Source organism: Pantoea sp. LS15 (assembly GCF_012241585.1).
GTDB lineage: Bacteria > Pseudomonadota > Gammaproteobacteria > Enterobacterales > Enterobacteriaceae > Enterobacter.
Map to the genome: position 1 here is coordinate 315516 of NZ_JAAVXA010000003.1, position 11905 is coordinate 327420.

The 11905-nt window shown below is 59.1% G+C and carries 8 protein-coding genes; 4 read left to right on the forward strand and 4 right to left on the reverse strand.

Features of this window, described 5'->3' with window-relative positions; all coding sequences use genetic code 11:
- Positions 1-19: 19 nt before the first annotated feature.
- Positions 20-2260: a TonB-dependent siderophore receptor gene (locus HED65_RS07410; RefSeq protein ID WP_114978049.1), complete on the reverse strand. Its 2241-nt coding sequence runs from the start codon at positions 2258-2260 to the stop codon at positions 20-22.
- A gap of 67 nt (positions 2261-2327) precedes the next feature.
- On the opposite strand from HED65_RS07410, the gene fes reads away from it, so the two are divergent.
- The 3 genes from fes to entF are packed head-to-tail and all read left to right on the forward strand — an operon-like array spanning position 2328 to position 7685.
- Positions 2328-3632 (forward strand): enterochelin esterase, encoded by a 1305-nt coding sequence (fes, locus tag HED65_RS07415; RefSeq protein WP_209313348.1) that lies wholly within the window; start codon positions 2328-2330, stop codon positions 3630-3632.
- A complete protein-coding gene (locus HED65_RS07420) occupies positions 3619-3831 on the forward strand; it encodes an MbtH family protein (protein ID WP_114978051.1) in 213 nt (70 codons plus the stop codon). The genes fes and HED65_RS07420 overlap by 14 nt, the downstream gene beginning before the upstream one ends.
- Positions 3828-7685: an enterobactin non-ribosomal peptide synthetase EntF gene (entF, locus tag HED65_RS07425; RefSeq protein ID WP_114978052.1), complete on the forward strand. Its 3858-nt coding sequence runs from the start codon at positions 3828-3830 to the stop codon at positions 7683-7685. Before HED65_RS07420 ends, entF begins: the two co-directional genes overlap by 4 nt.
- A gap of 60 nt (positions 7686-7745) precedes the next feature.
- On the opposite strand, the gene fepC is transcribed toward entF, so the two are convergent.
- The 3 genes from fepC to fepD are packed head-to-tail and all read right to left on the reverse strand — an operon-like array spanning position 7746 to position 10536.
- The gene (gene fepC, locus HED65_RS07430) at positions 7746-8546 is read right to left on the reverse strand and encodes an iron-enterobactin ABC transporter ATP-binding protein (protein ID WP_114978053.1); all 801 of its coding nucleotides are present in this window, start codon (positions 8544-8546) and stop codon (positions 7746-7748) included.
- Entirely contained in the window at positions 8543-9535 is a 993-nt protein-coding gene (gene fepG, locus HED65_RS07435) for an iron-enterobactin ABC transporter permease (protein ID WP_114978054.1), read from the reverse strand. Before fepG ends, fepC begins: the two co-directional genes overlap by 4 nt.
- A complete protein-coding gene (gene fepD, locus HED65_RS07440) occupies positions 9532-10536 on the reverse strand; it encodes a Fe(3+)-siderophore ABC transporter permease (RefSeq protein WP_114978055.1) in 1005 nt (334 codons plus the stop codon). Before fepD ends, fepG begins: the two co-directional genes overlap by 4 nt.
- Before the next feature lie 108 nt (positions 10537-10644).
- On the opposite strand from fepD, the gene entS reads away from it, so the two are divergent.
- Positions 10645-11892 (forward strand): enterobactin transporter EntS, encoded by a 1248-nt coding sequence (gene entS / locus HED65_RS07445; protein WP_114978056.1) that lies wholly within the window; start codon positions 10645-10647, stop codon positions 11890-11892.
- The last annotated feature ends 13 nt before the right edge of the window (positions 11893-11905 follow it).

An 11905-nucleotide genomic window follows, 5' to 3' on the forward strand; every position in this document is an offset into this window, starting at 1 on the left:
GAAGGAGTGACTTCAGTGCTTAAAAACGCGTATTCACGCTTATGTACCAGGTGCGACCCGGTTCATTATACGTATATGCCCCTGCACCGTACATATATGCCCCGGTGGTGGCATTCCCGGTGGTCTGGGCATTACCCGCGCGCCACTGACGTTTATCGAAGACGTTATCCACGCCGCCGGTCAGGCTGACGTTTTTGGTCATGTCCCAGGTCGCGCTCAGGCCAACGATGCTGTAAGGGCTGACTTCGTCTTTCTCCGAGCCGGTTACCGGCTGGCCTTTGTAATTGTACTTCTTCGGCTGCTGCTTGCCGTACCAGGTGAAGGTCGACTGGAGTGATACATCCTGATGCACCTGCCAGCTCAGGGTTGAGTTCAGCGTGTACTCCGGGATGATCGACAGACGGTCGCCGGTCTCTTTGTTCTTGCTTTGTAGCATGTAAGTGATGTTATTGGTCCAGTTGATCGTGTCGCTGACCGGCACGTTCAGGGAGCCTTCCAGACCTTCAACTACCGCTTTTGGTACGTTTTCCCACTGGTAGATATCCGTCTGCACTTTACCGGAAGAGGTGTGGCCAATTGGCGTATAACCCGCTTCAATCTTGTCGCGATAATCGTTACGGAACCAGGTCACGCCCGCCAGCCAGCCGTCGCGTTTCCACTCCAGACCAATTTCTTTGTTGATGCTGGTTTCCGCTTTCAGGTCGTCGTTACCCATCATGTAGCACCCGACGCCATCAGAGCTGGCGTAACACCCCTGGCCTTTGCTGTACAGCAGGTAGTTTGGGTTGGTCTGGTACAGGCTTGGTGCTTTATAGGCGCGGGCAATCCCCATCTTCAGTGTGAAGTCATTGCCCAGACCTTGCGACAGGTTCAGGGATGGGCTCCAGTTGTTGCCGACGATGGTGTGATGATCGAAGCGCAGGGCCGGGGTCAGCATGGTGCTGTCGGTCAGTTCCATGTTGTTCTCGGCGAACAGCGAGAAGATCTCTGCGGAGGTATATGGGCTGCGATTGTTACTCATCCCCGGGACGGTCCCGCCCTGCAGGGTTTGCGTGAAGGAGGTAGAGTCCTTCATGCGCTGCTGGTTCCACTCGGTACCTAAGGTCAGGTTCTGGTTGACGAGGAAATCAATCGGCAGGTTGATCTCGCTGTGCAGCATCACATCGGCCAGGTCGGTGTCGGTGAATTTATCGCTGTTGAACAGACCTTCAGTGCCCCCGGCCAGCCCTTCACCCAGACGCGAGTTACGGGTGTGCTCGTACTGCGCCCAGTTGCTGGTGGTGATGCCGTTATCCCAGCCGCCGTTCCAGGTTACGGCAAAGTTCTGGCGATAGATACGGTTGGTCTCTTTACCGTAGTTCTTCTTCACCAGCGCATTGTCGTTGTTGGTGTTCTGCGTGTCGCCCGCGTAGAGGTTGTTCTGGCGGCTATAGCCCGCCTCAAACTCCAGAGACTGCATTGGCGCGAAATCCCAGCGGACCACCCCGTTGATGTCTTTGTTTTCAACCCCTTCGCGGCCTGCTGGCAAGGTATTGGCATAGATGCCGGTACGGTCAGACTGGTGACCCTGGTTAATGTCCCACGCATCGGCCTGGGTTTTGTCGAGGTTACCGTACATGCGGAAGCTGAAATCACCGCCCAGCGGGCCGCTCAGGCTGAAGTTGGTGCGTTTGGTGGACCCTTCATCCTTGTGTTCAGGCGCATTCAGATAGGTGTTCCAGGAGCCATGCCACTGGTCGTCGAACTTTTTGGTGATGATGTTTACCACACCGCCCGCCGCACCGTTGCCGTAGCGCGCGGCGGCTGGTCCACGGATCACTTCGATGCGTTCGATCATCTCCGGTGGCACCCAGCCGGTATCACCGCGCGTGTCACGCTCACCGCGCCAGCCCAGACGGATGGAGTTACGGCTGGTCACCGGTTTGCCGTCAATCAGGATCAGGGTATTTTCCGGGCCCATGCCACGGATGTCGATCTGACGATTATTCCCGCGCTGGCCGCTGGTGGAGTTCCCGGTCAGGTTAACGCCCGGCATGGTACGGATGATTTCAGCCACGTCGCGTGCGGGCGGGTTTTTACGGATTTCATCGGCGGTAATGGTCGATACACCCGGTGCCTGCAAATTCTGCTCGGCGGCGGTGATCACCATCGTGTCTTCGTGCTGTGCAGAGGCGGTATTGTCGTCTGCCATGGCTGGCAGCGCGACGCCATAAATCCCTAAATTGACCAGCAAGGCCAGAGAGTGAATCTTCTTATTCATTGGATGTCCCGCTTTTATGGTTACTTATGAACGCGCTTCCCACAGCGCGGGCATTACGCTATTGCAAATGCAAATAGTTATCAATAATATTATCAATAAAATTTGTCCTGAAACAAAAAAGACTGTTAAACATGAGGTTAGAAGGGTGACGGTGTTAACAACGGGAAGTGATGCGTGGTGGCAGTCGAAAAAGGGACCTGAATGGGTACGTGAAAAGGGAAACTATCGCGTCACGTTCTGGTGGCGTGATCCGAAAGGCACGCAAAATACATCGACGATAAAACGCGTCTGGCTCTACATCACCGGCATAACCGACCACCATCAAAATGCTCGCCCGCAATCCCTCGAACGCATTCCCGATACTGATGTCTGGCAGTGGCAGGGGGAGTTCAGCCCTGAGTGGCGGGGGAGCTACTGTTTTATCCCTTCTGATAACGAACACGATTTTGCCGATGCGGTGTTTGAAGATGCACATCCTGATCGTCTGGCGTTACGTGAAGGCTGGCGAAAGCTGTTGCCACTCGCGGTTTCCGACCCGTTGAATGTTCAGAGCTGGCAGGGGGGGCGTGGTCATGCCGTCTCGGCGCTGGAGATGCCGGACGCGCCCGTTCAGCCCGGCTGGGATCATCCCGATACGCCGTATCAGCCGCCAGTCTGCATTGAGTGGAACAGCACACGTCTGGACAACCGCCGCCGCGTGTGGATTTTTACCACCGGGGATGACAGCCCAGAGCGCCCACTGGCGATATTGCTCGACGGTCAGTTCTGGGCCGAAAGCATGCCGGTGTGGTCTGCGCTGACGTCGCTCACCACCGGGCACAAACTGCCACCTGCGGTCTACGTATTGATCGACGTGATTGATATTGAGCACCGTAGCCGCGAACTGCCCTGTAACCCCGATTTCTGGCTGGCGGTGCAGGAAGAACTTCTCCCTCTTGTAAAAAAACACGCGCCATTTAGTGACCGCGCCGACCGTACTGTGCTGGCGGGACAGAGCTTTGGCGGACTCTCTTCACTTTATGCCGGACTCAACTGGCCGCAGCGCTTTGGCTGCATTCTCAGCCAGTCTGGATCTTACTGGTGGCCGCACCGCGGTGCGCAGCAGGATGGACTGCTCATCGAACAACTCAGAACCGGCGAAAAAACCGCATATGGGCTGCGTATTGTCCTTGAGGCCGGGCGCAATGAACCGCTTATTTTCCGCGCGAATCAGGCGATCTATGCCGAACTACAGCACACACAGCAACCGGTTATCTGGCGTCAGGTTGACGGTGGCCACGATGCACTTTGCTGGCGCGGTGGACTGACGCAGGGGCTGATGACCCTCTGGCAGCCGCTTATTCACTCACGGAGTCTGTATGGAATTCAGTAATCCTTTCGATAATCCGCAAGGACAGTTTGCCGTTTTGCTTAACGAACAGGGGCAATACAGCCTGTGGCCGCAGCAGTGCGCACTGCCCGCTGGCTGGCGTGTGGTATGTGAGGCGCAGTCGCAGGAAGCGTGCCAGCAGTGGCTGGACGAACACTGGCAAACGTTAGAACCGTCTCATTATGCGGGGGAGAGCGTATGAACCGTCTTCCTCTTGTCGCCGCCCAGCCGGGGATCTGGATGGCGGAACAGCTGTCCACGTTGCCCAACGCCTGGAGCGTGGCGCACTACACCGAATTGAAAGGCGATATCGACGCACCATTGCTGGCAAAAGCCATCGCTGAAGGCATGATGCAGGCCGATACCCTGCGCACGCGCTTTGCCGAAGATAATGGCGAGGTGTGGCAGTGGGTGGATGAGTCCATGATGTTGCCGGAACCCACCGTCATTCGCGTCGGCTCACATGATGACGCTGTGGCGCTGATGACAGCCGATCTCAACCAGAACCTGCGTGTAGACAGCGGCCAGCCGCTGGCGTTTCACCAGCTGATTCAGGTAGCTGAAGGCCACTGGTACTGGTATCAGCGTTATCACCACCTGGTGGTGGATGGCTTCAGTTTCCCGGCTATTACCCGGCAGATCACCGCAATTTATCGCGCATGGAAAAAGAGTGAGCCCACACCAGATTCTCCTTTCACGCCGTTCGCGGAGGTGGTGGAAGAGTATCAGCGCTATCGCGACAGCGAGGCGTATCAGCGAGATGGCGCTTTCTGGGCTGAACAGCGCAAAGCGCTTCCTTCCCCCGTTTCGCTCTCTTCCACACCGCTCCCCGGGCGTGCAGCAACCACCGACATTCTGCGTCTGAACATGACCGCTGACAGCCGCGCCTTTAGCCAACTGGCACAGGCGGCAGGGCAGGTGCAGCGTACCGATCTGGCGCTGGCACTGGTGGCACTGTGGCTTGGGCGTCTGACGGGACGGCTGGATTATGCCGCCGGGTTTATCTTTATGCGTCGCATGGGTTCCGCCGCGCTGACCGCCACCGGACCGGTACTCAATGTCCTGCCGCTGGCGGTCAATATCCATCCGCAGGAGAGTCTGCCAGAGTTGGCATTGCGGCTGGCGAATCAGTTGAAAAAAATGCGCCGCCATCAGCGTTACGACGCCGAGCAAATTGTGCGCGACAGCGGTCGTGCCGCAGGCGACGAAGCGCTGTTTGGCCCGGTACTGAACGTCAAAGTTTTCGATTATCAGCTGGATATTGACGGTGTGGAAGCTATCACTCATACGTTGGCCACCGGGCCGGTGAACGATCTGGAGCTGGCACTCTTCCCGGACGAGCAGGGTGGATTGAGCATTGAGATCCTCGCTAATAAACAGCGCTACGATGAAGCGACACTTACCCGTCACGCGGCGCGCCTGAACGCGATGCTGACGCAGTTTGCCGCCAACCCAGACCTGCGCTGTAGCGAAGTGGAAACCGTTTCGGAGCAGGAGTACGCCCAACTGGCGCGCATCAACGATACCGGGCTGGCGCTACCGTCCACCACGCTGGCGGATCTGGTGGCGGAGCAGGCAAGCAAAACGCCGGACGCCCCTGCACTGGCGGACGCGCATATTGAACTGAGCTATCGCCAGATGCGTGAGCAGGTTGTCGCGCTGGCAACGTTACTGCGCGAACGCGGCGTGAAGCCGGGCGACAGCGTGGCGGTGGCCTTACCACGCTCCGTGTTTTTGACGCTGGCGCTGCACGGCATTGTGGAAGCGGGTGCTGCCTGGCTGCCACTGGATACCGGTTACCCGGACGATCGTTTGCGGATGATGCTGGAGGATGCGAAGCCATCGCTGCTTATCACCACCAACGAGCAGCTTCCGCGCTTTAGCGATCTGCCGATAACTGCGTTTAGTTACAACACACTATTACCGGCTGCGGAGGTTGAACCGCTGCGCCTGGCGAAGCCGGAGCAGACGGCGTACATCATCTTTACCTCTGGCTCCACTGGCCGCCCGAAAGGGGTGATGGTTGGACATACTGCCATCGTAAACCGCCTGAAGTGGATGCAGGATCACTACCCGCTGGACGCCAGCGACGTGGTGGCACAGAAAACGCCTTGCAGTTTTGATGTCTCGGTGTGGGAATTCTGGTGGCCGTTTATTGCCGGGGCGAAACTGGTAATGGCCGAGCCGGAAGCACATCGTGATCCGCAGGCGATGCAGACCTTCTTCGCACAACACGGTGTGACCACCACCCACTTTGTACCGTCGATGCTGGCGGCATTTGTCGCCTCGCTGACGCCGGAGAACGTCGACTGTTGTCAGTCGCTTAAGCAGGTATTCTGCAGCGGTGAAGCCCTGCCTACGGCGCTGTGCCGGGAATGGGAGCAACTAACCCATGCGCCGCTACATAACCTCTACGGCCCGACTGAAGCGGCTGTGGATGTCAGTTGGTATCCGGCGTATGGCCCTGAACTGGCGGCGGTGGACGGCAACAGCGTGCCAATTGGCTTCCCGGTGTGGAACACGGGGCTGCGCATTCTGGATGCGATGATGCGCCCGGTGCCGTTTGGGGTGGCAGGCGATCTCTATCTCACCGGTATTCAGCTGGCGCAGGGGTATCTGGGTCGTCCTGATCTGACTGCCAGCCGCTTTATCGCTGACCCGTTCGCGCCAGGTGAACGTATGTACCGCACCGGTGACGTCGCCCGCTGGCTGGATAACGGCGCGGTGGAGTATTTAGGCCGCAGCGATGATCAACTGAAAATTCGCGGGCAGCGTATTGAGCTGGGTGAAATTGACCGGGCGATGCTCTCGCTGCCGGACGTGGCTCAGGCTGTGGCGCACGCCTGTGTGTTCAACCAGGCGGCGGCAACGGGTGGGGATGCCCGTCAGCTGGTGGGGTATGTTGTCTCCGAATCCGGTTTGCCGCTGGATCGCGATGCCTTGCTGGAATCACTTAAAACGCAGCTTCCGCCGCATATGGTGCCGGTGGTGCTTCTGCAAATCAGTGCGCTGCCGTTAAGTGCGAACGGCAAGCTTGACCGCAAGGCGCTGCCGCTGCCAGATCTCACCAGTAAAACTTCCGGCCGCGCGCCGGAGACGGGCACCGAAGTTGCCGTCGCGCAGGCGTTTTCTGCGCTACTGGGTTGCGAGGTGAATGATATCGAAGCCGATTTCTTCGCCCTCGGAGGACACTCGCTGCTGGCGATGCGCCTGGCGGCACAGCTAAGCCGCGCATTCGACCGCAAGGTGACGCCGGGGCAGATTATGGTTGCGTCGACGGTGAGCAAGCTTAGCGTGCTGCTGGATTCACAGATGAGTGACGAGCAGGCGCAGCGTCTGGGGTATGAAACCCTTCTGCCGCTGCGTGAAAGCGATGGCCCGACGCTGTTCTGTTTCCACCCCGCGTCCGGTTTTGCCTGGCAGTTCAGCGTGCTGGCGCGCTACCTTCGCCCGCGCTGGTCTATCGTAGGTATTCAGTCGCCGCGCCCGGACGGGCCGATGCAGCAGTGCGCCGATCTGGATGGTGTGATCGAGCATCACCTGACGACGCTGCGGGCCCAGCAGCCGCAGGGGCCGTATTACCTGTTCGGCTATTCACTCGGCGGTACGCTGGCTCAGGGCATTGCCGCCCGTCTCCGCGATCAGGGTGAAGAGGTGGCGTTCCTCGGCCTGCTGGATACCTGGCCGCCGGAAACGCAAAACTGGGCGGAGAAAGAGGCCAACGGCCTCGACCCGGAAGTGTTGGCGGAAATTGAGCGCGAGCGTCAGGCGTTTATCGCCGCGCAGCAGGGGCAGGGTTCAAGTGAGCTGTTTAATGCCATTGAAGGCAACTACGCCGATGCCGTGCGGCTGTTAACAACGGCGTACAGTTCACGCTTTGACGGCAAAGCGACGCTGTTTGTTGCCGAGCGCACCAGAACGCTGGATCCGCAGGTGGCCTGGGCGCCGTGGGTCGGTGAACTGGAGGTGCATTACCAGGATTGCGCCCACGTGGATATCATTTCACCGCAGGCGTTTGAGAAGATAGGACCGGTGTTGAAGGAAATCCTGGGGTAACGACCTGAAGGGGGGAGGGGTTGCTCCCTCTCCCTGTGGGAGAGGGCCGGGGTGAGGGCATCAGACCGCACGCTTGCCTAACGGCACCACCAGCGGCGTTCCCGCCACCGGATCGTCAATAATCATGCAGCGCATACCGTAGATCTGCTCGATCAGCTCCGGCGTCACAATCTCTCCTGGTGCGCCCTGCGCCACAATTTCGCCATCCCGCAGCGCAATCAGATGCGTGGCGTAGCGGCAGGCTTGGTTTAAATCGTGCAGCACCGCCGCCAGGGTGTACCCTCGCGTGCGGTTGAGATCGCTCAGCAATTCCAGCAAATCAATCTGATGGCTGATGTCCAGCCAGGTTGTCGGCTCGTCCAGCAGCATGATGGAAGTCTCCTGCGCCAGCACCATCGCGATCCACGCGCGCTGGCGCTGCCCACCGGAGAGGGTATCCACACTTTGCCGGGCGAGATCGGTAATGCCCGTCGCCTGCATCGCGCGGGTCACCGCCTCGTCATCCTCTTTACGCCAGCGGGTAAACAGCGGTTGATGCGGGTAGCGTCCGCGAGAGACCAGCTCCTGCACCGTGATATCGCCCGGCGTAGTGGCGTTTTGCGCCAGCAGCCCGATGCGCCTGGCCACTTCTTTGCTGGCGAAGTGCTGGATGTGTTCGCCGTCGAGGTACACGCTGCCTTCAACTGGCGTCATCAAACGGCTGAGGGTACGCAACAGGGTCGATTTTCCGCAGCCGTTCGGGCCGATAATCGCCGTAAAGTGGCCGTCCGGAATGGTAACGGTTAAGTCACGGGCAATGATTTTTTTGCCGTAACCCAGGGTTAAGTTGTCGCCGCGCAAGCGGGAAGCTATGTCAGTCATTTCTTGCGTGACTCCTGAACTAACAAGACGATGAGGTAAATCCCGCCGAGGCTGACGGTCACGACACCCACCGGAAGTTGATAAGGCATAAACAGCTGTTGGGCGCAGAGATCGGCGGCCAGCAATAACAATGCTCCACACAGCGCCGCCTGGGTTAAGCCCCAGCGCGCAGTGCCACTAAGACGCCGGGCAATATGCGGGGCCACCAGGGCGATAAAGGAGATTGGCCCGGCAATCGCCGCCGCCGCAGCGGTCAGCAAGACGGCGATCAGCATCAGCATCAGGCGCGAACGTTCAACACTCACACCCAGCGCACAGGCACTGTCATCGCCCATCTCCAGCAGGCGCATGCGGCGCACCAGCAGCAGAGCACCGATAAACATCAATATAATCAGCGGCGCTGCAGGCCACGTTTTGCCCCATGTCAGGCCATTCAGGGAGCCGGCGTACCACAGTCCCGCAGACAGCGCGGTTTCCAGTGACGCCTGCAACAACAGCCAGGTATTAAACGCCATCAGCATTGCACGTACGCCGATGCCGATGATGATCAGACGAAAGGTATCGATACCGTTACGCCAGGCAAGCGCCCAGATAATCAGCGAGGTCAGAATGCCGCCGGCCATGGCGGTAAAGGTAATGGCCGTCAGATGCTGACCAAACAGCACCATTGCCACCAGCACGCCGCTCCAGGCACCGGTATTGAGGCCCATCACGTCCGGGCTGCCGAGCGGGTTGCGCATCAGTGACTGGAAAATCGCGCCGCTAATACCTAGTGCAGCACCCACCAGAATGGCCATCGCCACGCGCGGCAGGCGCCATTCCGTTACTACCAGCGTGACATTGCGCGGTGCGCTGCCAGTTAGCGCATCAAAGACCTGGCTGAAATCAAGCAATATCGCACCGCTGCGCAGGCTCCAGACTGACAGTATCAAAATGGTGATAACCAGCAGGGAGAGGCAGGTTACTAAACGACGGGATGGGGCCATCATGCGCCACCTCCGCGTTTACGTCGCACCAGGAAGATCAGCACTGGCGCGCCGATAAAGGCGCTGACTACTGAGACGCGCAGCTCGCCGGGTACCAGCAAACGTCCCAGGATATCGGCAAACAGCAGCAGGGCAGGCGTTGCAAGAAGCGTGACCGGCAGTGACCAGCGGTGATCTGCCCCCACCAGCCAGCGTGCCATATGCGGCATCATCAGGCCGATAAAGGCGATCGGGCCGACTACCGCCGTTGCACTGCCGCACAGGACGGTAATGGCAAGAAGACCAATAAGTTGGGTACGTGCAACCCGGTTACCAAGCGCAGTGGCGGTATCGCTGCCCAGACTCAGGCTATTCAGCGCCCGGCTTAAAAACAGCGCGACGGCGGCAGCGATGATCACCGGGAGCACCACCACCTTTAAGGTTTCCAGCGTACGGATATCCAGCGAACCGGCCTGCCAGAAGCGCAACTGGTCGTAAACGTCCGGGTTGAGCAGGGCGATGCCGTTGGATAACCCTTCCAGCACCGCGGCGAGCGCGACACCCGCAAGGGTCAGACGTACCGGGCTGAGTTGCCCGCCGCCCTGGCTGCCGGTAAAGGCCACGACCAGCGAGGCCACCAGTGCGCCGCAAAAGGCCATCACCAGCTGTTCAGACGCTGACGTTAACCCGAACATGGCCGCGCCGAGCACAATGGCAAAACTGGCGCCGCTGTTAACGCCCAGAATACCGGGGTCGGCCAGCGGGTTACGGGTGAGGGTTTGCATCAGAGCACCCGCGAGACCCAGCGCGCCACCGGCCAGGAGCCCGGCAAGGGTACGGGGAAAGCGGGCATCGAGCACGATGGTGCAGTCGGCACTTTGGCAGGTGCCGGAAAGCGCGTCGACAATAACAGATGCGGGTAGCGGTTTCGCGCCGACCAGCAGGCTGAGTGCAATCGCAAGGATCAACAGCAGCAATAAAACGGGCACGACAATGGCGCGCACCGAAGAGGAGGAAAACGACATAGCAACATCCATGATTTGATAATGATAGTGATTATCGTTATCTATCTTATTTGGCTATGTTAGCATGTGCACCCATTGAATGGGTAGAATTACACTCAAGGCTTTGTCATGAATCAAAAATCCTGGCTGCTCAACCTCAGCCTGCTTAAAACACACCCGGCATATCGGGCAGTTTTTATCGCCCGCTTTATTTCTATTTTATCTCTCGGCCTGCTCGGCGTTGCCGTGCCGGTACAGATCCAGACCATGACACACTCCAGCTGGCTGGTGGGGTTATCCGTCACCTTAACCGGCGGGGCGATGTTTATTGGCCTGATGGTGGGAGGTGTACTGGCAGACCGCTACGAGCGTAAAAAACTGATCCTGCTGGCGCGCGGTACCTGCGGCGTGGGGTTTATTGGCTTGTGTCTGAACGCCATGCTGCCGGAGCCGTCGCTTGTGGCAATTTACGCCCTCGGGTTGTGGGACGGCTTTTTTGCCTCGCTAGGGGTAACGGCACTGCTGGCTGCCACCCCCGCGCTGGTGGGGCGTGAAAACCTGATGCAGGCGGGAGCCATTACCATGCTGACCGTGCGTCTGGGTTCGGTGATTTCGCCGATGGTCGGCGGTCTGCTGCTGGCGACCGGCAACGTGGCGTGGAACTATGGCCTGGCGGCAGCGGGAACCTTCATCACCACGCTGACGTTGCTGCGCCTGCCGCTGCTGCCACCTCCGTCGCAGCCGCGTGAACATCCACTGAAATCTCTGATGGCCGCTATTCGTTTCCTGTTCAGCAACCCGCTGATTGGCGGGATTGCGCTGCTCGGCGGCCTGCTGACGATGGCCAGCGCCGTGCGCGTGCTGTACCCGGCACTGGCGGGAGAGTGGCAGATGAGCGCCTCGGAGATTGGCATTCTCTACGCCGCCATTCCGCTTGGTGCGGCGTGTGGCGCGCTGACCAGTGGTAATCTGGCACAGAGTGTACGCCCGGGGCTGATTATGCTGCTTGCCACGCTGGCCTCGTTTATCGCCATTGGTTTCTTCAGCCTGATGCCGGTGTGGGCGTTGGGCGTGATTTGTCTGGTGCTCTTCGGCTGGTTGAGTGCTATCAGTTCGCTGCTGCAATATACCCTGATTCAGACCCAGACACCGGAAGGGATGCTGGGGCGAATTAATGGCCTGTGGACGGCACAGAACGTAACGGGGGATGCAATTGGTGCGGCGATCCTTGGTGGGCTGGGGGCAATGATGACCCCGGTGGCGTCGGCGAGCAGCAGCGGGTTTGCCTTAGCGATACTTGGCGCGATTTTGCTGGTGGTATTGGTGGAGTTGCGGCGGTTCAGGCAGGAGGTTGTGTTAAACGACGGTGCGGCGTGATGCCCTCACCCCA